A 21505-nucleotide genomic window follows, 5' to 3' on the forward strand; every position below is an offset into this window, starting at 1 on the left:
GAGAGGCGCTATGGCACGACGACCGAACGACCCGCAGCGGCGCGACCGCATTCTTGAAGCGACGCTGGACACTATCGCCGAATGCGGCATCCAGGCGGTAACCCACCGCAAAATCGCCAGCTGTGCGGATGTCCCGCTCGGCTCGATGACTTACTATTTTTCTGGCATTGATGCGCTGCTGGAAGAGGCATTCAGCCGCTTTACCGGCCAGATGTCAGCCCAGTACGCCGCTTTTTTTGAGGGTGTCGACAGCCCGGCACGGGCCTGTGATGCGCTTACAGACCTGATCTACGGCGCGCAGGTGACCACCGCGCGCAATATGGAACTGATGTACCAGCTCTATGCGTTTATGAGCCGCCAGCCAATGTTGAAAAGCGTGATGCAAAACTGGATGCGATCCAGCCAGACGACACTTGAACGCTGGTTTGATCCGGTCACGGCACGCGCGCTGGATGCCTTTATCGAAGGGATGACGCTGCACTTTGTGACCGACAGGCAGCCGCTGAGCCGCGAAGAGATCCGCCTAATGATTGGCCGTATCGCCGGGCTCTGAGCGGTATGCGTTATCCTGCAACCGGCAGGCACGACGGCTGACATCCAGCGCCAGGCACAGCGCGACATCGTGGGCAAAACCTCTATCCTGAAGCTCTCTTGCTGAGGCACAGTGATGCAAATCAGCGAGGCTGCTTTCACCAAATGCCGCCGCTGCCGCATGGGCTTCCGGGGATAGATGGCGTTTGCCGAGGGCGGCAATAATCGCGCCTGCCGCCAGATAATCCTCTACCGCCGGGCGCAGGCTACCATCCGGCCAGCGCTCTCCGGCCGGGATCAGCAAAATGCGTTGAAAACCGGCGCAGGCCTGTGCGGTGGCACTCCGGTTGCGGAAGCAGCCGCTAAATACCGCCGCGCCGCAATCGCGTGCTTTGAAGGCGATCGTCGAACCGTTCGGCGAGGGCAGCACCAGCCGGTGCCCGGCGGGAATATCGCGCAATGAGGTCGGTGAGAGCGTATAGCAATCGCCACTGAATGTGCGTTCGAAACTGGCGACATCTGCATCGTTCTCCTGTGCATAGCGCAGCGCGCTGTCATCTTTCCACGGCCATGGGTAGATCAGTGCATCGTTATCATTTGCCAGGCTGACGCAGGTGGAAAACGACATCACATCGACAATCACCACGCAATCTGCTTCGTGCGCCAGATGTTCTGCCGCCGCTAAACCCCACTCCAGCCGCACTTCAAACGGGTTTTGGTTGTACCAGGCATTGCTCATCAGGGGAGGCCTCTGTTCGTTGTCGTCCGCTAATAAAGCAGAATAGTGCGATAAAAAACAGTTCATTGGCGATCTGCTGGCAAAGTGCCTGGATAAACGCATCTACAATTCAGATGAATTTCATCCGATTATTGGATTTGACGTTAAAAAAATCGCTGGTAACGTCTGTGATGTCCATTCCCGCTTTGCCTGCCCTCCCATATTTTTTAATGAGAATGGAGAGGTGCATGATGCGAGGTCGATTCACGATAGTGGGGTGGTTATAATGGCGAATATTTCAGCTTCGGCATTGGCTTCTGACCATGAACTGGCGGGCAATACGCCTGGCGCGGAAGTCATTAATGTTAAAAAATCCCGCGAGCAGATAGATTTACTGAGCAATATCGTTTACAGCCAGATTCGGAATGTACGTTCCGTTCGCCAATTAAACATGTCACTCCTGGTTCCACGCACCAGCGCGCTGAAACCAGCCCTCATCTACTTCCCTGGTGGCGGTTTTATTTCCACCGATTACGACCAATTTATTGAAATGCGTATGGCGCTGGCAGAGGCGGGATTTGTTGTCGCCGCGGCGGAGTACCGTGTTGTGCCGGATACTTTCCCGGCGCCGCTGGAAGATGGTAAAGCTGCAGTGCGCTATTTACGCGAACATGCGAAGGCGTACAACATCGATCCGCAACGAATCGGTGTGTTGGGGGATTCTGCTGGTGGCTGGATGGCCCAGATGCTCGGCACAACCAACAATATAAAAACCTTCGATACTGGCGACAACCTCGATCAATCGTCGGCAGTACAGGCGGTTGCGACGTTATATGGCATTTCAAACTTGCTGAATATTGGCGAAGGATTCCCGGAAGAGATCCAGCGGGTGCATTACTCCCCGTCGGTCACTGAATCGCTGTTGGTGAACGGCGTGGCTTTCAGTCATTTCCCCGGCGCGACCATCGACAGCGATAAACAAAAAGCGCTGAATGCCAGCCCGATGGGGAATATCAGCGGTAATGAGCCTCCGTTCCTTATTATGCACGGCAGCGCCGACACACTGGTGTCGCCAGTGCAGAGCGCACAGCTTTACAATGCGTTAAAAGAGAAGCATGACAAGGTGAAATACATTCTGCTCAACGGCGCAGAACATGGCGATATTTCCTGGTTCCAGCAGGAGGTGATCAAAACGGTAGTCGAATGGTTCAAACAGACACTGGGCGCACCCGTTAACGGTGAGGGCAAAGCGGCAAGCGGTAAAGACGATAACCTGTAAGCGGAGTAATAAAGGCTACTGGAGCGCGTTGAGTAATTCCTTAAGGAGTGAATTTCGGGCAACAAAAACCCATTTAGATAAATGGGTTTTCAAAAACAATCACTTGCATAAAAATCAATGGATTAGGTTTTTGATAAGTACGGGCAACTAAGGGGTAATACCAATCTTTGCCGCCATTTGGCAGTGGTCGTACTTAAGTTGAAAAAACAGTTTCTATATTGACAGATATTACGTGACTGTAGTTGAGTATAGACTTAAAATACGCTAGTAACAGGCATTGTAATCTATATGACACCTCAAAAATAGGCTATATTGAATTCAGTGCTTAAATTAAAAATGAAATTAATACACATATCTTAAGGGTATGGTAAAGGTGATTTATGACAGTGGTGGAGAGGCTTTTTTGGCCTCCGGTAATTATAATTTTTCTTATAGGTACTATTGGTGGTGAATTAATGAGTGTAATTTCCTTAGCTTTTAATTCATTAAATGTATTTTCAAAAAGTTACGCCCAACTGGTTCAGTTTTTTGTTGCATTTGGTACGATGTCTTCCGTCGTAGTAGCTTTATATATTTCTGTCAAAAATAGCAAGCGAGATACATTTGAACGTAATTTTTCACTGCTACTTGAACAACATAACGAACAGCTAAAGACTCTTCTAAACCATCCTGATTTTTCTAAAAATCTATCAGAGGTGCTTGGGTTTGGAGATGAGAAAGATTTGGTATCAGCAAACCAACGGATGCATAATTTAGATTCTTTTTATGGTAGTTATTTTAGAGTTCTTTATTATCTAATGAAGCATATTGATAGGAATTATTATGGCTATGTAAATGCTTACAAGAAGAAAAAATTCTATACAAGCATGGTTAGATCATTTTTGAATACTGAGATTACGCTTCTTTTAATAATAAATGTGGCTCATGCCAAAAAAGGGAATCAGTATTTCGGATACAGAGAGTTAATAGAAAGGTTTTCATACCTAGAACATCTTATTATTGATGGGGAAGTTTTTGTTTCTGGTTGTTCTGAAGATGTAAGAAATGGACTGAGAATAGAAGGGGCCATTGATGCAATCAAATATAAAACTAAACTTCAAATTTTCGATGATATATGCAAGGAATTTCCTGAGGCATCTTTTGGAGACAATGATTTCATAGATTACGTGAAGGATATTAAGAGTCAAATTACGTAGATTATATTATTGCAAGCATCGATCGTTTTTTATAATATTTGATCCCTGAATGAGCGCTCATGGTTTTTTTTCATTTAATTAGTGCTAAATTTAGAGAAGTCCTCAATATAAATATTCTAATCTAAAGAGAAGAATGCTCTCTTGTTACGAGAGGGTTGAATTTTAGATCTGTTTCTAAGTGATCTGGAGCGAGATGAACATAGCGCATGGTCATTTTTATGTCGTGGTGCCCCCCGGTATTTTTTGCAGAGCAAGGATGTTTCCGCCGGACATCATAAAATGCACCGCAAACGTGTGGCGCAGCACGTGGGTTAGTTGTCATCAGGGAAGCACAATCGATGTTTTTCTCCATCACCGCTAAAAGCTGAAAGTAGCAATCTGTGAAGAAATTGAAGCCGTCCAGAGCAATGATTTCTTTATACAGTTCTTTGCTGATCGGAATGCTGCAGTTTTTTACCCTTGGCTCTGACAAAGGTAATGCGGTATTTAGTGAACTGCGAACGAGTGAGATTCACTGCTTCGCGCCAACGTGCACCGGTACTGAGGCAAATTTTGACAACCAAAGCGAGAAGGGCGCTTTGACGGCTACAGTCGTATAAGAGTTCTGTAATTTGCGCATGCGACAGCTAGGCCATCTCCTTTTCTGCAATAGTGAATTTACGCATATTCTCTCGCGGGTTCGGCACGGTCCATCCCCGAGGCGTGCAAGCTCACTGAAAACACCGCTTAAACAACTCTGCTAAAGGTTGATAGTTACGGGACTGGCTCCTTTCTTCCATTTCTCGCTAAAGTAGATTTCTCCAGTGAGGCGTTTATCGCGATAGTACGCGAACAACACTGGAAGTGAGAGCGGCAGTAAGGGGATTTCCGAGAGCATCAAACATCAGGAGTAGCTTGTCATAAACGTGTTCGCCAGCGGTTAGAGATTTGCCGTGCAGTTTGAACCAGAGTTCTACGACATCTTTAAGTGTCCGGAGAGCTAGCGATTCACCCAGCTAGAGTTTAGCCTCAGCCTCCTCCATTGTATGGTGTTCAAAGGCTAATGCCTCGCCTTTGGTGGCGAACTGCTTACACACATGACGAGCGCTGCTCCCGGTGGGGTAGCATTCACAATCCATTTTCCAGTATCGAGTTTCCGTACCGTCATAAAAAAGCCCTCATATCTGAGGGCTAAATTTAACTGTGTATTTGAATAATGTTTGTTCTTATTTTTTTATACATCGCTATCCAGTGTTGTGCTCAACTCAATTAATTCAAAATATTGTGATTGTGTTATACCTAGATTATTTTCTTTAGTGTCCGCCCACCCCACCTTTAATAATACATCCATGTCATTGAAGGTAGCTCTCAAACCTCCAGTTTTCCATGGCAATGGATAGCGTGCATTATAGGGATTTGATGTTGCGTTTCGTTCTTCAAGTATTCTGAAGTTGTATGTGATGTAGTTTTTTATATTTATTTTTATTTTTTCATTCTTTAATGTGTTTGTTATTAAACCGTCCGGATTTGAAAAGTAATTGACTCCAGTCATTGAACTTGAAAGATCATATTTTAATAATATTTCCTTATCATAAAATGTGCTGCTTTTTACATCTCTATTATTTTTAATGCTAAAGTATATTTCGGAGTTAAGCATATATATGCAGGATAATATCAAATATAAAGAAGCATCAATTTTTTTAGTTCCTATGAGAATATAATCCATCAATGAATTGTAAATCTTTAATGCATCTCGCAAATTAATTTCAAATGCCTCAAGAATGGATGTGCAATTATCTATAAAATCATCGAGTGAAGGTGGAACCAATACAAGAATATTTCGTTTTGTATTAAACCCATCTGAAAGTTCTTTCAGTGTATGAGTTTTTATTAAATTGGCCATTTTAGGTGATGGTAATAAAAATCTTCTGTCAAAAAAACGACTTAAATATAGATTCGCTGAGAAATTACTCCCGTAAATAACTTTTATTGAATGTTGTAGTTGTTCTGTGTCAGTAGCAATTATGAATACTACACCTGGGATATTAAAAATATGTTTAGTGACTTCCAATAAACTTATCGCAAAACTTGGTCTGCATCTATCTAATTCATCGATGATGACGAATAAAGGCAATGCTTTGTTTATCCCATCCTTCTGCTTGATATAGCGAACCCATTCACTAATTCCTTTTTTTATTGTAGCTATTCGTTTGGATTTTTCAGAATGTAATTCTAACAGTTTTTGCGAAAGGCTTTTGGTGATGTCTGATATGTTCTCAACACCTGTATATTTTTTCGCTAACCCTCCTAAAATTGCTGGTGCTGCTGATTTTAAAAGTGGCCCGATAGCATCTATAGTGTTATTCATCATCTTTGTGAATTGATCTGACTGCCCTGTTAATTGTTCTTTTATAGAACTAAAAACTGTTAGTAATGGGTCATCAGAAAAATCTTCTTTCCAAGAGTCTATATAAATAGTTGGATGGTTTTCTGCTATTGTTTTAGCTAGGCGTTTAGTAAAATAAGTCTTCCCTGCTCCCCATTCAGCATTAAGGTTGATTACAAGATTAGCATTTTCACCACGGGCGGCACATATTTCATATAAATATTTTGCATACTTCTGTCTATCTAAAGTATCTACGGGTAACTGCTCGCCAAAGAATTCATCATGAATATTCCATTCCCACTTGATATCCATTTAAGCCTCACTAATTACAGTAAAAACTCTAACTAACGGTTCGATGTCATTAATATCGCATTCAAAATAAAAGCTATGTCAGTAATTATTGTTTTTTAACAGGAATTAAATTGATTTTTTAATGCTTAACTTCCCTTCAATTCTTACTAACAACTGTCCATCGGAGATAACAGTATCCCCTTGATTATATATATGTTGATGGGATTTTATAGCCAAGGGAGATTTAATTTCTTTGAGAAGCAAAAATGGGGAAAATTTGTATGTATCAATAGGCACGATTTCACCATTTTTCAGTTCGTGAGTTTCGATATCAGCCAAGGTTGCGGCTTCGGCAACCCTTAACTCCCCTTTGCCTGACACCAGCCAATCAATAGAAACGCCGGTCTCCATTACATATTGCAAAACCCAATCAGCAGGAAAAATGTCACACATGTAGCGAGTCGCCATAGTGCTCTTTGAGACACCTAAGTGGTCGCAGAGAGCCTGGCGGGTAGTAAACCCATATGCCTCGACTAATTGCTCAATGAATTTCTTGGCACCGCTATTGAAATCCATAAGTCCTCTAAATCAAACCAAAATCCATTAACAGATTCCAAAAGCGATCTTAAAGTTGAACCCGAAGTACTCTTTCGGAGCCTTCACTACTAATCACTAACGATAACGGCTAGCCACAAGTCGAACTTAATAAGGAATGTTGCACTATGACCCCTAACATTTCAACCACTCTGAATACTCCCCACGTCACTATTGAACGTTATAGCGAACTGACAAGTCTCTCTGTCGATACGGTTAACGACAAGTTGGCCGATGGTCGCATACCTCGCCATCACTTACGTAAAGACAAAAAGCGTGAAAAGATAATGATTAACATCGCCGCTTTGACTGTTGATGCACTGTCCGCTTGAAAATCGGATGCGTATTTTCATGGCCTCTTCAGTTCGATTCTGCGATGGGTTTGCATATGAAAAACTATGTTTGATTTTAAAGTTTCCCAACAAGAACATCATCCATGATGCCTGCTGTGCGTTTGCTTTAAGCCACAATATGGCAAGGCTGGCGGCGCGTGCAGGAATGAACGTTCAAACACTACGTAACAAGCTGAACCCAATTCATCCGCATCAATTTACGGCAGCAGATATCTGGCTGCTGACCGATCTCACGTAAGGCTCAACGCTGGTCGATGGCTTCTGGCGGTGATTCATTACCTGCCGTGTGTTCCGGCGAGTGAACTGGCAAAAGAGAAGTTGCCGCATTATGTCATGAGCGTTACCGCTGAAATTGGGCGTGTCGCCGCCGTAGCGTTATCTGATAAGGTGAAAAGCACTACAGGCAAGCGATGCGTTTACAGCATTAACGCTGTTAAGTGGCGCTGACTAAATGCAGTTTGAGAATAAATTAGATAATACTGAGGCGGGCTTCATATAATTTATTCACTTTGTATTTGTTGCTAAACCATCGCCGTAATCCGACGTCTGCTAAATCCTGCTTCGTCTGCGGTCTCCATGATTTTGGCCTCTGCTATTGCTTTGCTACGCATTCCAGAAAGTATCGGCTTGAAAGTATGGTTGTTACCCTGAATATTTAACGGTAGCGAAATATTGGCAATTAAACTTTCTTCCAGTAACCATTGTTCCTCGTCTGCTACCCAATAAACTTTTGCATTCTGTTCCATCCCCTGGTCAAGCCATTGCTCACCAGAATGGGTAAATGTCGTTCTGGTTCCTGAGCCAGCCCGGCGCAGCGGGAAATTACTTTCCGTAGCAAGTAATACTCCGAGCGTTCGTCTCAATGTCGAGCCTTCGGCATTGCCACTGTAATGAGTTTTTATTCGCTGTCGCAAATTGGCGCGGCTATTAGGTTTACCTTTTTTATTGGGTGAAATACCAACATAAAGCAGTGTGTAACCATCATGAGTGATACAACCCGCAGTCGGAACGCCAGGGGTGAATCACTTTGAACCACTAGAAATCGATACCATTCACTGCAGGAACAGGCATTGGCCTGCTCATGGCTTCTGATCTGCTGTATATTTTCTCGGGGTAATAATCGAACATGCGCTTTCCTTGCAGGCGTTTTCTACGATTCTATTCATTTGCTTTCGCGAAGCGATGGTTTTCAGATGTGATGAGAAGGAAAAATTTAGAGGGAGGGGCTTCGACTAATGCAACACATTTTGGCGCTGCCGCCTCTCCATCGCCATCAGCTTCGATGCGCTGCTCTAATTAGCTGATTTATGAATCATTAAATAGCAGGCAACAAAAAACCCATCAACCTTGAACCAAAATGGCGGGGTTGATGGGCTCCACAAAATGGGGACATCAAAGAAAAGCAGTGGCACTAGTTATGACTGACACCCCAGAAAAAAGTTCTGCGCATAACTGAAATATTTTCCAGCTTCGGAGTTATCCGAGCCCCGGCCAGATGATGATAATCAGCGTCCCCGCCAGGGTTAGCAACACGTTGGCGATCGCGTAGGTTCCGGCATAGCCCAGTGCCGGGATATTGCTGCGCGCGGTATCGCTGATGATCTCCATGGCGGGCGCGCAGGTACGTGCGCCCATCATGGCACCAAAGAGCAGGGCGCGGTTCATTTTCAGCACGTATGCGCCGAACAGGAAACAGATCAGCACCGGAACAAGGCTTACGATCAACCCGGCGATCAGCATCTGCCCACCGATGGCACCCAGGCCATGACCAATGCCGCTACCGGCACTTAAACCCACACCAGCCATAAACACCATCAGGCCAAACTCTTTCACCATCATCAGCGCACCCTGAGGGATATAGCCGAACGTTGGGTGGTTCGCACGCAGGAAGCCAAGCATGATACCGGCAAACAGCAGACCGGCGGCATTACCCACGCCAAAACTGAACGAGCTGAACTGGAAAGTGATCATGCCGATCATCAGGCCAACAATAAAGAAGGCGCAGAAGGCGAGCAGATCGGTAACCTGGCTGTGAATCGAGATAAAGCCGATGCGGTCAGCAATGGTTTTCACCCGGCGGGCATCGCCGCTGATTTGCAGCACGTCGCCTTTGTTGAGCACGATATTGTCGTCGATCGGCATCTCAATCTGGCTACGGATCACGCGGTTAAGAAAGCAACCGTGATCGGTCAATTTCAGCTGTGCGAGACGGCGACCAACCACATTGTGGTTTTTCACCACCACCTCTTCCGTCACGATGCGCATATCCAGCAGATCGCGATCGAACACCTCTTTGCCGTTGCGGAAACTTGGATCGAGGCGCGCATGCGCGTCCGGATAACCGACCAGCGAGATCTCATCGCCCATTTGCAGCACCGCGTCACCGTCCGGGCTGGCGAGAATACCGTTGCGTCGAATACGCTCAATATAACAACCGGTCTGGCGATAGATCCCCAACTCACGCAGGTTTTTGCCGTCTGCCCAGGCCACCAGCTCCGGCCCGACGCGGTAAGCGCGGATTACCGGCAGATAAACTTTGCGATGGGCATCGGTATCGAGGCCGCGTTCGCGCGCGATCTGTTGGGCGCTGGTTTGCAGATCCTGGTGTTGCAGCTTTGGCAAATAACGCGCACCGAAAATCAGGCTGACCAGACCAATCAGGTAGGTTAACGCGTAGCCAAGGCTGAGGTTATCCAGCGCTTTGGCAAGATGACCGCTCTCCATCGAGGTATGACGCAGCGTATCGCCTGCGCCAACCAGCACGGGGGTTGAGGTCATTGAGCCTGCCAGCATCCCGGCAGTGAGGCCAATATCCCAGCCGAACAATTTTCCCAGACCTAAGGCGATTAGTAGCGCGCTGCCAACTAATACCAGCGCGAGCATCAGATAATTTTTGCCGTCGCGAAAAAAAATCGAAAAAAAGTTGGGGCCAGCTTCAACACCCACACAAAAAATAAACAGCATAAAGCCAAGATTTAATGCATCCGTGTTTATGCTGAAATGCTGCTGACCTAATAATAGTGAAACGACTAAAACGCCAATGGAATTACCGAGTTGTACCGAACCCAGACGTAATTTACCAAGACACAGGCCGAGTGCCAGTACGACAAACAATAACAGTATGTAATTCCCGTTTAACAAATCTGCGACGTTTATATTCACGGAGGCTAACTTCTTGTTTACTTGTAAGTTGTTGAAAGGAATGGTTATTTGAGCTAGTGTTTTGAACGTGTGCTGGCATAAAAAAGCGGCGTTGCTCCACGCATTTTTCGCAAAACAAAAACAGGGCGATAGTTTAATCGGATTGGATTACAACGGCTAGTGAGAATCGCGTGTTTACGGCCAGACCATTTCAGATATGGATTGCCGTTCCCCTTTATCTGTCCGGACATTCTTTGGAACGAACGGGTGTGTGATAGAGAGTCAGGAGGGTTGTTTGAAGCTCAGGCGGCGTCGGCTCGGTGTTATTTGTAGTTTTTTACTCTTTATTGCGGTATGCCTTTCTTTGGTCGTTAGCATGGAAGGGGATTTGCCAGGTACGGGTAAACCTGAAACAGGTTTGTTGTTTTTCATATTGCCCGGTATTGCCAGCGGCCTTGCTGCTCGCCGTCGCAGAGTGGTTAATGCGCTGCTGGGGGCGCTGCTGGCGCTACCGTTCAGCTTTGTACTGATGCATCTGTTTCTGTTGCCGTCGCGATCGGTGTGGCAGGAACTGGCCTGGCTGTTCAGCGCAGTGTTCTGGTGTGGTATCGGCGGTCTGGTGTCTCTGTTTGTCGGCAGAATGTTCAGGCACTAAACGCCCCCGGAAATGGGGGGCGGGCGTCATGCTGTTATGCAAACAGGCCGAAATGCTGTTTGGCGTAAGCTTCAAAGTCAGTGCAGCCGCCAATGTGTTGCTGGTCGAGGAAAATCTGCGGTACGGTTTCGACCGGTTTACCGACGGTTTTTTCCAGATCGGCTTTCGTGATCCCTTCCGCATGAATATCGACATAGCGATAGTTGAAATCATCACGTTCAACAGTCAGTTTTTCTGCCAGCTCTTTTGCGCGCACGCAGTACGGGCAGCCTGGGCGGCCAAAAATTACAGCAAACATACTCTCTCCTTAAACCTGAAGGCTAATGACCGCTATCATGAACAACCCGCGGCCAGATGGAAAGCAGGTTCTGCCTGTTGCATTAATCTCTGCAACCTTTCAGGACAATTTCGGCTTACTGCAATCCTCCGTCTCTGTCCTATACTCGGGAGTCTTGTTTATACGGGGATTATTCATCATGACACCAACGATTGACTTGCTGTGCGCCCATCGTTCCATTCGCCACTTTACCGATCAGCCTGTCACCCAGGAACAGCGTGAGGCAATTATCGCCAGCGCGCAGGCGACCTCCAGTTCCAGCTTTTTACAATGTAGCTCGATCATTCGCATAACCGATACGGCGATGCGTGAGCAACTGGTGACATTGACCGGCGGGCAGCAGCATGTCGCTCAGGCGGCTGAGTTCTGGGTGTTCTGCGCGGATTTCCATCGTAACTTTGAGATCAGCCCGGAAGCGAAACCCGGCCTTGCGGAACAACTGCTGCTGGGTGTGGTGGATACCGCGCTGATGGCGCAAAATGCCTTTACGGCGGCGGAATCTCTGGGTCTCGGCGGTGTTTATATCGGTGGTATTCGTAACAATATCGAAGCGGTGGGCGAACTGTTAAAGGTACCAAAACATGTGCTGCCGCTGTTTGGCCTGTGTCTTGGCTGGCCGGCGGATGATCCGGGTTTAAAACCCCGTATGCCAGCGTCATTGCTGGTGCATGAAAACCATTATCAGCCGCTGGATCGCGAGGTACTGGCGCAGTATGACGAAGATCTCGCCAACTACTATCTTACGCGTGACAGTAATACGCGCCGCGATACGTGGAGCGATCATATCCGTCGCACACTGATTAAAGAGAATCGTCCTTTTATTCTCGATTATTTGCATAAACAGGGATGGGCAACACGCTAATTCCCGTTCATCCTGCACTTCTCTGCGTGTATGATACGCGGGCTTTAACGGCTCTTTTTTAGCGAGGTGCAGGGTGAGAATTGCCATATTGTCCCGGGACGGAACGCTTTATTCATGTAAACGCCTGCGCGAAGCGGCTGCGCAACGCGGCCATATGGTCGAAATTTTCGATCCTCTCTCCTGTTACATGAATATCAGCCCTGCGGCATCGTCCATTCACTATAAAGGCCGTCAGCTCCCGCATTTTGATGCAGTGATCCCACGCATTGGCTCCGCCATTACCTTTTACGGTACGGCTGCACTGCGCCAGTTTGAAATTCTGGGCAGTTATCCGCTCAATGAATCCGTCGCAATTACCCGCGCCAGGGATAAACTGCGCTCGCTGCAACTGTTGGCACGCCAGGGGATCGATTTACCGGTGACCGGTATTGCGCATTCGCCGGATGACACCAGCGATCTGATCGATATGGTCGGCGGCGCGCCGCTGGTGGTAAAGCTGGTGGAAGGTACGCAGGGGATTGGCGTGGTGCTGGCGGAAACCCGGCAGGCAGCAGAAAGCGTGATTGACGCGTTTCGCGGTCTGAATGCGCATATTCTGGTGCAGGAATTTATCGCCGAAGCGAAAGGGTGCGATGTTCGCTGTCTTGTCGTCGGCAATGAAGTGGTTGCGGCCATTGAACGCCGGGCGAAAGAGGGGGATTTTCGTTCTAACTTGCACCGGGGGGGGCAGGCAACCGTCGCCAACATCACGCCGCGCGAACGCGAAATCGCGCTGGCTGCCGCGCATACTCTGGGGCTGGATGTTGCGGGTGTTGATATTCTGCGTGCAAATCGAGGGCCGCTGGTGATGGAAGTGAACGCGTCGCCGGGGTTGGAAGGCATCGAAAAAGCCACCGGCATGGATATTGCCGGGCGAATGATCGAGTGGATTGAACGTCAGGCAACGCCTGGATTTTGCCTGAAAACAGGCGGCTAGGGCATTTTCCTGCGCTATTAATGGTAGCTGGCGCCCTTTTTGCGTAAGCTATGGGCAATTTTTCAGTAAGAGAGCATTACGTTATGGATTCACTCGTCGTTCCTGTTCTGGACACGCTTCGTCACTGGCTCGACGAACTGGGTATCACTTTTTTTGAGTGTGATAACTGTCAGGCTTTGCACCTGCCGCATATGCAAAATTTTGATGGTGTGTTCGATGCGAAGCTCGACCTGGTGAACGACATCATGCTGTTTACGGCGATGGCGGAAGTGAAACCTTCGGCGCTGCTGGCGCTGTCAGCGGATCTCTCTGCTATTAACGCCAGTTCGCTGACCGTAAAAGCGTTTCTCGATATTCAGGATGATAATCTGCCGAAGCTGGTGGTGTGCCAGTCTTTATGCATTGGGCCGGGTGTGACCTTCGAGCAGTTCGCCTGGTTTATGCGCCAGAGTGAGGAGCAGGTTTCCATGGTGATTATGGAAGCCAACGCGCACCAGATGCTGTTTCTTGCGACAGAAGGCGAGGAAGAGTTCGTTGAGGGTGACGCAACGCGCAATTTTCTCCACTGACTCCTGGCCGTAATTCATGCAGTCGCTGCCAACGCGGCTGCAAAATAAATATTTTTATTTTGCTTTTAACCTTTCTCTAAAGAACTATTCACCGCACTTCCGGCGGTGAAGGCTTATCCCATAGACATATCCTGCATAAAAAATTGATAAACCGCGTTTTTTAATCTGACCTATAGCCTCAAACCCTGGCTACAGTTATTCTTGCGCTGTTTATACCCGTCATCCTTCAAGTTGCATGTGCGTTGACTTTCCTCGCTCACCCCAGTCACTTACTGGAGTAAGCTCCCGGGGATTGGCTGCGTCGCCGCCTTCCTGCAACTCGAATTATTTAGGGTAAACAACAGCATGTGGTGTCTGCCGGAAGCGTTTTCTCCTCCGAGTCTGTGCAGAATGACAAAATATGCATGATTCTTGCATACCTTAAAATGCGTACATTTGGTTCGTATGTTAACTGGCTTTCCAGAAGGAATGAGATATGACCGCCTTGAGCAAAAAATGGGTATCAGGTCTTGTCGCGGGTGCGTTGATGGCTGTCTCTGCCAGCACGCTCGCAGCCGAGCAAAAGACGCTGCATGTATATAACTGGTCTGATTATATTGCGCCGGATACCGTCGCAAATTTCGAAAAAGAAACCGGTATTAAAGTTGTTTATGACGTGTTTGATTCCAACGAAGTGCTGGAAGGCAAACTGATGGCGGGCAGCACCGGCTTCGACCTGGTGGTGCCATCGGCCAGTTTCCTTGAGCGCCAACTGGCAGCCGGTGTATTCCAGCCGCTGGATAAGAGCAAGCTGCCAAACTGGAAAAACCTCGATCCGGACGTGCTGAAGATGGTTGCCAAGCATGATCCGGACAACAAATACGCCATGCCGTACCTGTGGGCGACCACCGGTATTGGTTATAACGTCGATAAAGTTAAAGCCATACTGGGCAAAGACGCGCCGGTGAACAGTTGGGATCTGGTACTGAAGCCGGAAAACCTGGAAAAACTGAAAAGCTGCGGCGTCTCTTTCCTCGATGCGCCGGAAGAAATTTTTGCCACTGTGCTGAACTACCTCGGCAAAGATCCGAATAGCACCAAAGCGGATGATTACACCGGTCCGGCAACGGACTTGCTGCTGAAGCTGCGTCCGAATATCCGTTATTTCCACTCTTCGCAATACATCAACGATCTGGCGAATGGCGACATCTGCGTGGCGATTGGTTGGGCAGGGGACGTATGGCAGGCCGCTAATCGCGCGAAAGAAGCGAAAAATGGCGTCAACGTGACCTACACCATTCCGAAAGAAGGCGCGCTGGCATTCTTTGATGTCTTCGCGATGCCAGCTGATGCGAAAAATAAAGATGAAGCTTATCAGTTCCTTAACTATCTGATGCGCCCGGATGTGATTGCCCATATCAGCGATCACGTGTTCTATGCGAACGGCAACAAAGCTTCTGTGCCGCTGATCAGCGAAGAAGTGCGTAACAACCCGGCAATCTTCCCGCCGCCGGATGTCTTCGCTAAGCTGTTTACGCTGAAAGTCCAGGATCCGAAGATTGACCGCGTAAGAACCCGCGCATGGACTAAAGTTAAAAGCGGCAAGTAAATCAATTACCTGATCGGTGATTTGATTGCACTACCATGGTGCAATTGCCCTAAAGCTGGACAGAGGTACTGCACCTCTGTTCAGCCATTTGTAAGTCAACCTGTTGAAACAGGATGATGTTTATGCCGGAGAGCACTGGATTGAACGACGCTATTCCCCGCCCACAGGCGAAGAGCCGCAAGGATCTGACGCCGCTGCTTGAAATCCGCAATCTGACCAAATCGTTTGACGGCCAGCATGCCGTCGATGATGTCAGCCTCACTATCTACAAAGGTGAAATTTTTGCTTTGCTCGGCGCGTCCGGTTGCGGCAAATCGACCCTGCTACGTATGCTCGCCGGTTTTGAGCAGCCAACGCAGGGGCAAATTATGCTCGACGGCGTCGATCTGGCGCATGTGCCGCCGTATCTACGCCCCATCAATATGATGTTTCAGTCTTATGCCCTGTTCCCGCATATGACGGTTGAACAGAACATTGCGTTCGGCCTGAAACAGGACAAGTTGCCGAAAGCGGAAATTGCCAGCCGCGTGTCAGAGATGCTCAATCTGGTGCATATGAGTGAGTTCGCCAAACGTAAGCCGCATCAACTTTCCGGTGGGCAACGTCAGCGTGTGGCGCTGGCGCGCAGCCTGGCGAAACGCCCGAAATTGCTGCTGCTGGATGAACCGATGGGGGCGCTGGATAAAAAACTGCGTGACCGTATGCAACTGGAGGTAGTGGATATCCTCGAGCGCGTTGGCGTGACCTGCGTGATGGTGACGCACGATCAGGAAGAAGCGATGACCATGGCTGGCCGTATCGCCATCATGAACCGCGGTAAATTCGTGCAGATTGGCGAGCCGGAAGAGATTTATGAGCATCCAACCACCCGCTACAGCGCTGAATTTATTGGCTCGGTCAATGTCTTCGAAGGGTTGCTGAAAGCGCGTCAGGATGATGGCCTGGTGATAGAGTCTCCGGGGCTGGTGCATCCACTGAAGGTTGATCCGGATGCTTCGGTGGTGGACAACGTGCCGGTGTACGTGGCGCTGCGACCGGAAAAAATCATGCTCTGTGACGAGCCGCCAGCCGATGGCTACAACTTTGCCGTCGGCGAAGTTGTGCATATTGCCTACCTTGGCGACCTTTCTATTTATCACGTGCGTGTGCAAAGCGGGCAGATGATCAGCGCCCAGTTGCAAAACGCGCATCGCTACCGTAAAGGCGCACCCACCTGGGGCGACGAAGTTCGTCTCTGTTGGGATGCCGATAGTTGTGTGGTTCTGACGGTTTAAGGAGCGGTGATGAGTACACTGGAGCCGCCGGCCCGCGTTGAAAAAGTGGGCGGTTTAAGACTGTGGCTGGCGAGTATGCAGATGCGCCACGGGCGCAAGCTGGTGATTGCACTGCCTTATATCTGGCTGATTTTGCTGTTTCTACTGCCGTTTTTGATTGTCTTCAAAATCAGTCTTGCGGAAATGGCGCGCCAAATCCCGCCGTATACCGATCTGATTGAGTGGGCCGACAGCCAGCTTACGGTCACGCTGAATATCGGCAATTTCCTGCAATTGACCGACGATCCGCTCTATATCGAGGCGTACCTGCAATCGCTGGAAGTGGCGGCGATTTCCACGCTGTGCTGTCTGCTGCTTGGCTATCCGCTGGCCTGGGCGGTGGCGCACAGTAAGCCGTCAACACGCAATATACTGCTGTTGCTGGTGATCCTGCCGTCGTGGACGTCGTTCCTGATCCGCGTGTATGCGTGGATGGGTATTTTGAAGAGCAATGGCGTGCTGAATAACGTTCTGATGTGGCTGGGCGTTATCGATCAGCCGCTGAACATTCTGCACACCAACCTGGCAGTCTATATTGGCATCGTTTACGCCTATCTGCCGTTTATGGTGTTGCCGATTTATACCGCGTTGACGCGTATCGACTATTCACTGGTAGAAGCTTCGCTGGATCTCGGCGCGCGGCCGCTGAAAACCTTCTTCAGCGTGATTGTGCCACTGACCAAAGGCGGGATTATCGCCGGGTCGATGCTGGTGTTTATCCCGGCGGTAGGTGAGTTTGTGATCCCGGAACTGCTTGGTGGCCCGGACAGCATCATGATTGGGCGCGTGCTGTGGCAGGAGTTCTTTAATAACCGCGACTGGCCAGTGGCCTCTGCGGTCGCGGTGATCATGCTGTTGTTGCTGATTGTACCGATCATGTGGTTCCACAAACATCAGCAGAAACAGGCGGGGGATCACGCATGAACAACTTACCGGTAGTGCGATCACCATGGCGCATCCTGATCCTGGTGCTTGGATTCTCATTCCTGTATGCGCCGATGCTGATGCTGGTGATCTACTCGTTCAACAGTTCGAAGCTGGTAACGGTATGGGCGGGCTGGTCAACGCGCTGGTACGGTGAACTGTTCCACGATGATGCGATGATGAGTGCGGTGGGTTTAAGCCTGACCATTGCCGCCTGTGCTGCAACGATGGCGGCGATCCTCGGCACCATAGCTGCTGTCGTGATGGTGCGTTTTGGCCATTTCCGTGGCTCCAACGGGTTCGCCTTTATGATTACCGCGCCGCTAGTAATGCCGGATGTGATTACCGGCTTGTCGCTGTTGCTGCTGTTTGTGGCACTCGGGCATGCGATTGGCTGGCCTTCGGATCGCGGGATGTTAACCATCTGGCTGGCGCACGTCACGTTTTGTACCGCTTATGTGGCGGTGGTGATCTCCTCTCGCCTGCGTGAACTCGATCGCTCGATTGAAGAGGCAGCAATGGACCTGGGCGCAACGCCGCTGAAAGTTTTCTTTGTCATTACGCTGCCGATGATCATGCCCGCGGTGATTTCCGGCTGGCTGCTGGCCTTTACGCTGTCGCTGGATGATCTGGTGATCGCCAGCTTTGTCTCCGGGCCGGGCGCGACCACGCTGCCCATGCTGGTCTTCTCCAGCGTACGTATGGGGGTAAACCCGGAAATCAACGCGCTGGCGACGCTGATCCTTGGCGTGGTTGGAATTGTTGGTTTAATCGCCTGGTATCTGATGGCGCGCACGGAAAAACAGCGGGTTCGTGATATCCAACGTGCAAGACAAGATCATTCTCATTAAAATCGGGAAATTGTGTCGCTGATGCCGCGCTTGTCGCGGCATTTTTTCACAGGGAAATCACAGGATTGGGCTTCTTTAAGAAAACCACTCATCACGCGAAACTGAATGTACCCGCGATAGTGCAGGTGGCCGCTATTGCCATCATCACCATTCGCTGTGTCGATGTGCTGATGGTGCTCAATGTACTGGGCGGGCGCGGTATTGTCGATTTTGTCCAGCGTAGCGCGCAGACCTGGGCGCTGACGCTGATTTTTCTTGGCAGCCTGTTGCTGGTATTTATCGAGATCCTCTGCGCGTTTTCGGTGGTGAAAGGACGCAACTGGGCGCGCTGGCTCTATCTTCTGACGCAGCTTGTGGCCACTGGCTATTTGTGGGCCGCCTCGCTCGGTTATGGTTATCCGGAACTGTTCAGTATTGCTGGCGGATCGCGCCGGGAGATTTTCCGTTCGCTGATGCTGCAAAAACTGCCCGATATGCTGGTGTTGTTCCTGCTGTTTATCCCCACGCCCAGCCGACGCTTTTTCCGCCTGCAATAACGATGGTACAATCCCGGCCCCGCAAAATGAAAGGCTTTATTATGCAGTGCGCTCTCTACGATGCAGGTCGCTGTCGCTCTTGTCAGTGGCTCGAACAACCGCTTGCTACCCAGCTTACCGCCAAGATGGACCATCTCCATCACCTGCTGGCGGGGGTGTCGGTAGCAGAGTGGCGCACGCCGGTGAGCGGCCCGGCGCAGGGGTTTCGCAATAAAGCCAAAATGGTGGTCAGTGGTAGCGTAGAAAAACCGTTGCTCGGTATGCTGCATCGCGACGGTACGCCGGAAGATCTCACGGATTGCCCGCTCTATCCTGACTCTTTTGCCCCGGTTTTTGCTGCGCTTAAACCCTTTATTGCCCGCGCGGGGTTAACGCCTTACAACGTGGCACGTAAGCGCGGCGAACTGAAATACCTGCTGCTGACCGAAAGCCAGCAGGAGGGTGGCATGATGCTGCGTTTTGTATTGCGTTCTGAAAGCAAGCTGGCGCAACTGCGCGCTGCACTGCCGTGGCTGCAGGCGCAATTACCGCAGCTGAAGATCATTTCGGTAAATATCCAGCCGGTGCATATGGCGATCATGGAAGGGGAGACGGAGATTTTCCTCACCGAACAGCAGGCGCTGGCGGAAAATTTCAATGGTGTGCCACTATGGATCCGCCCGCAAAGCTTCTTTCAGACCAACCCGGTTGTCGCCAGCGCACTGTACGCCACCGCCCGTGAGTGGGTGCGCGCTTTACCGGTCACGCATATGTGGGATCTGTTCTGCGGCGTCGGCGGTTTTGGTCTTCACTGCGCCACCCCTGAGATGCGGCTGACCGGCATCGAGATCGCCCCGGAAGCGATCGCCTGTGCAACGCAGTCGGCGGAGGTGTTGGGGCTGCACAATCTGCATTTTCAGGCGCTCGATTCCACGCAATTCGCTACTGCGCAACAGGATGTGCCGGATCTGGTGCTGGTTAACCCACCGCGACGCGGCATCGGGGCGGAATTATGTGACTACTTAAGCCGTATGGCGCCGCCTTTTATCGTCTATTCAAGCTGTAATGCACAATCGATGGCGAAGGATATTCAACAACTTCCGGGCTACCGCATCGAACGCGTGCAACTGTTTGATATGTTTCCGCATACCGCGCATTACGAGGTATTGACGCTGTTGGTTAAGCAATAAAAAAGCCGCGCAAGTGGTTTCAGACTGCTGATAAAGTCCAGGCCGTGAGGTCAGGACTTTATCTAATATCCTCATGCAGGTAGATCCTGAAAAAATATTATGTCAGCTAACCAGCATCTACCGAAGTAGGTTGCTGGGTTACTGGTATGGATTTTCTGGGGATCCCTCAGCCCCAGTGGAGAGGGAAGTGGGGACAATATGTGATCGCGGTTAAATTTCCCACACTCCCTCGTCACATCCCATTTACCTGCGCCTTTCCTGCGGCATAGTATGGTTATAAAATTAATGAACACTGTTCTATAATGTAGAACAAAATGATTCAACCAGGAGATCTCATGTCGCAGCGTGCGTTATTCACGGGAATCATTCCCCCTGTCTCCACCATCTTTACCGCTGAAGGTCAGCTTGATAAGCAAGGCACCGCCGCGCTGATTGACGATCTTATCCAGGCGGGCGTCGACGGCCTGTTTTTTCTGGGCAGCGGCGGCGAATTCTCCCAGCTAAACGCCGAAGAGCGTAAAGCGATTGCCCGATTTGCGATCGACCATGTCGATCGTCGTGTGCCCGTACTGATTGGCACCGGCAGCACCAACGCCAGGGAAACCATTGAACTCAGCCAGCACGCGCAGCAGAGCGGCGCTGACGGCATCGTGGTGATCAACCCGTACTACTGGAAAGTGTCGGAAGCGAACCTAATCCATTACTTTGAACAGGTAGCCGACAGCGTCACGCTGCCGGTTGTGCTCTATAACTTCCCGGCGCTGACTGGCCAGGATCTGACCCCTGAGCTGGTCAAAACCCTGGCTGATTCGCGAAGCAATATTGTCGGCATTAAAGACACGATTGATTCCGTCGGCCATCTACGCAGCATGATCCTCACCGTCAAAACGGCACATCCGCATTTCTCGGTGCTGTGTGGCTATGACGATCATCTCTTTAATACGCTGCTGCTCGGCGGCGATGGGGCGATCTCCGCCAGCGGTAACTTTGCTCCGCAGGTGTCGGTCAATCTACTGAAAGCGTACCGTGAGAACGACGTGGCTCAAGCAGCGAAGTATCATCAGACTCTGCTGCAAATCCCGCAGATATATCAGCTCGATACGCCGTTTGTGAACGTGATAAAAGAGGCGATTGTGCTCTGCGGGCGTCCGATCTCCACGCATGTGCTGCCACCTGCTTCACCGTTGGACGAGCCGCGTAAAGCGCAACTGAAAACCTTGTTGCAACAGCTCAAGCTCTGCTGAGTCGGAAGACAAC

At 49.6% G+C, this 21505-nt stretch carries 21 protein-coding genes and 2 pseudogenes; 16 read left to right on the plus strand and 7 right to left on the minus strand.

Going from position 1 to position 21505, the window contains the following annotated elements:
- Positions 1–10: 10 nt before the first annotated feature.
- The gene (locus BM427_RS03405) at positions 11–553 is read left to right on the plus strand and encodes a TetR/AcrR family transcriptional regulator (protein WP_090119222.1); all 543 of its coding nucleotides are present in this window, start codon (positions 11–13) and stop codon (positions 551–553) included.
- Here BM427_RS03405 and BM427_RS03410 read toward each other — a convergent pair.
- Complete coding sequence (locus BM427_RS03410; RefSeq protein WP_090120661.1) at positions 524–1270, minus strand: 2-phosphosulfolactate phosphatase; 747 nt, start codon at positions 1268–1270, stop codon at positions 524–526. The genes BM427_RS03405 and BM427_RS03410 overlap by 30 nt on opposite strands.
- 265 nt (positions 1271–1535) lie before the next feature.
- Between BM427_RS03410 and BM427_RS03415 the strand changes: the two genes are divergently transcribed.
- Both BM427_RS03415 and BM427_RS03420 read left to right on the plus strand, forming a co-directional pair.
- Positions 1536–2528, plus strand: a complete 993-nt coding sequence (locus tag BM427_RS03415; RefSeq protein ID WP_090119225.1) for an alpha/beta hydrolase — start codon at positions 1536–1538, stop codon at positions 2526–2528.
- A 380-nt stretch (positions 2529–2908) separates the two neighbouring features.
- Positions 2909–3724, plus strand: coding sequence for a putative phage abortive infection protein (locus tag BM427_RS03420; RefSeq protein ID WP_090119227.1), 816 nt, complete (start codon positions 2909–2911; stop codon positions 3722–3724).
- A gap of 121 nt (positions 3725–3845) precedes the next feature.
- Here the strand turns inward: BM427_RS03420 and BM427_RS03425 are convergent.
- From BM427_RS03425 to BM427_RS03435, 3 genes and pseudogenes are all read right to left on the minus strand, one after another.
- Positions 3846–4871: pseudogene (locus tag BM427_RS03425) on the minus strand (phage integrase).
- 66 nt (positions 4872–4937) lie between these two features.
- Positions 4938–6401 carry a KAP family P-loop NTPase fold protein gene (locus BM427_RS03430; protein WP_090119229.1) on the minus strand — a complete coding sequence of 488 codons (1464 nt, stop codon included), beginning with the start codon at positions 6399–6401 and terminating at the stop codon, positions 4938–4940.
- A gap of 105 nt (positions 6402–6506) precedes the next feature.
- Positions 6507–6956: a phage repressor protein CI gene (locus BM427_RS03435; RefSeq protein ID WP_244316597.1), complete on the minus strand. Its 450-nt coding sequence runs from the start codon at positions 6954–6956 to the stop codon at positions 6507–6509.
- Between the two features lie 146 nt (positions 6957–7102).
- On the opposite strand from BM427_RS03435, the gene BM427_RS03440 reads away from it, so the two are divergent.
- Positions 7103–7306 carry a regulator gene (locus tag BM427_RS03440; protein WP_090119231.1) on the plus strand — a complete coding sequence of 68 codons (204 nt, stop codon included), beginning with the start codon at positions 7103–7105 and terminating at the stop codon, positions 7304–7306.
- 66 nt (positions 7307–7372) lie between these two features.
- A pseudogene (locus BM427_RS03445) lies at positions 7373–7774 on the plus strand (phage regulatory CII family protein).
- Between the two features lie 74 nt (positions 7775–7848).
- Here BM427_RS03445 and BM427_RS03450 read toward each other — a convergent pair.
- Complete coding sequence (locus tag BM427_RS03450; protein ID WP_367888883.1) at positions 7849–8319, minus strand: GIY-YIG nuclease family protein; 471 nt, start codon at positions 8317–8319, stop codon at positions 7849–7851.
- Positions 8320–8803: 484 nt separating this feature from the next.
- Positions 8804–10489, minus strand: a complete 1686-nt coding sequence (locus BM427_RS03455; RefSeq protein WP_090119235.1) for an aspartate:alanine antiporter — start codon at positions 10487–10489, stop codon at positions 8804–8806.
- 274 nt (positions 10490–10763) lie between these two features.
- Between BM427_RS03455 and ybjM the strand changes: the two genes are divergently transcribed.
- Positions 10764–11123 carry an inner membrane protein YbjM gene (gene ybjM / locus BM427_RS03460; RefSeq protein ID WP_090119237.1) on the plus strand — a complete coding sequence of 120 codons (360 nt, stop codon included), beginning with the start codon at positions 10764–10766 and terminating at the stop codon, positions 11121–11123.
- A 34-nt stretch (positions 11124–11157) separates the two neighbouring features.
- On the opposite strand, the gene BM427_RS03465 is transcribed toward ybjM, so the two are convergent.
- A complete protein-coding gene (locus BM427_RS03465; protein WP_090119239.1) occupies positions 11158–11421 on the minus strand; it encodes a GrxA family glutaredoxin in 264 nt (87 codons plus the stop codon).
- A gap of 178 nt (positions 11422–11599) precedes the next feature.
- Between BM427_RS03465 and nfsA the strand changes: the two genes are divergently transcribed.
- From nfsA to BM427_RS03520, 10 genes are all read left to right on the plus strand, one after another.
- Positions 11600–12322 (plus strand): oxygen-insensitive NADPH nitroreductase, encoded by a 723-nt coding sequence (gene nfsA, locus BM427_RS03470; protein ID WP_090119241.1) that lies wholly within the window; start codon positions 11600–11602, stop codon positions 12320–12322.
- A 73-nt stretch (positions 12323–12395) separates the two neighbouring features.
- Positions 12396–13298 carry a 30S ribosomal protein S6--L-glutamate ligase gene (gene rimK, locus BM427_RS03475; protein ID WP_090119243.1) on the plus strand — a complete coding sequence of 301 codons (903 nt, stop codon included), beginning with the start codon at positions 12396–12398 and terminating at the stop codon, positions 13296–13298.
- Positions 13299–13381: 83 nt separating this feature from the next.
- A complete protein-coding gene (locus tag BM427_RS03480) occupies positions 13382–13867 on the plus strand; it encodes a type III secretion system chaperone family protein (RefSeq protein WP_090119246.1) in 486 nt (161 codons plus the stop codon).
- Positions 13868–14342: 475 nt separating this feature from the next.
- Positions 14343–15455 carry a spermidine/putrescine ABC transporter substrate-binding protein PotF gene (gene potF, locus BM427_RS03490; RefSeq protein ID WP_090119248.1) on the plus strand — a complete coding sequence of 371 codons (1113 nt, stop codon included), beginning with the start codon at positions 14343–14345 and terminating at the stop codon, positions 15453–15455.
- Between the two features lie 140 nt (positions 15456–15595).
- Complete coding sequence (gene potG, locus BM427_RS03495; protein ID WP_090120663.1) at positions 15596–16729, plus strand: putrescine ABC transporter ATP-binding subunit PotG; 1134 nt, start codon at positions 15596–15598, stop codon at positions 16727–16729.
- Positions 16730–16738: 9 nt separating this feature from the next.
- A complete protein-coding gene (gene potH, locus BM427_RS03500; protein WP_090119250.1) occupies positions 16739–17692 on the plus strand; it encodes a putrescine ABC transporter permease PotH in 954 nt (317 codons plus the stop codon).
- Positions 17689–18543, plus strand: a complete 855-nt coding sequence (potI, locus tag BM427_RS03505; RefSeq protein ID WP_090119252.1) for a putrescine ABC transporter permease PotI — start codon at positions 17689–17691, stop codon at positions 18541–18543. Before potH ends, potI begins: the two co-directional genes overlap by 4 nt.
- 65 nt (positions 18544–18608) lie before the next feature.
- Positions 18609–19079, plus strand: coding sequence for a YbjO family protein (locus BM427_RS03510; protein ID WP_090119254.1), 471 nt, complete (start codon positions 18609–18611; stop codon positions 19077–19079).
- Positions 19080–19120: 41 nt separating this feature from the next.
- Positions 19121–20248 carry a 23S rRNA (uracil(747)-C(5))-methyltransferase RlmC gene (gene rlmC / locus BM427_RS03515; RefSeq protein WP_090120665.1) on the plus strand — a complete coding sequence of 376 codons (1128 nt, stop codon included), beginning with the start codon at positions 19121–19123 and terminating at the stop codon, positions 20246–20248.
- Positions 20249–20583: 335 nt separating this feature from the next.
- Entirely contained in the window at positions 20584–21492 is a 909-nt protein-coding gene (locus BM427_RS03520) for a dihydrodipicolinate synthase family protein (protein WP_090119256.1), read from the plus strand.
- Positions 21493–21505: the final 13 nt, after the last annotated feature.

It is taken from the genome of Kosakonia arachidis (genome assembly GCF_900116535.1).
Lineage (GTDB): Bacteria > Pseudomonadota > Gammaproteobacteria > Enterobacterales > Enterobacteriaceae > Kosakonia > Kosakonia arachidis.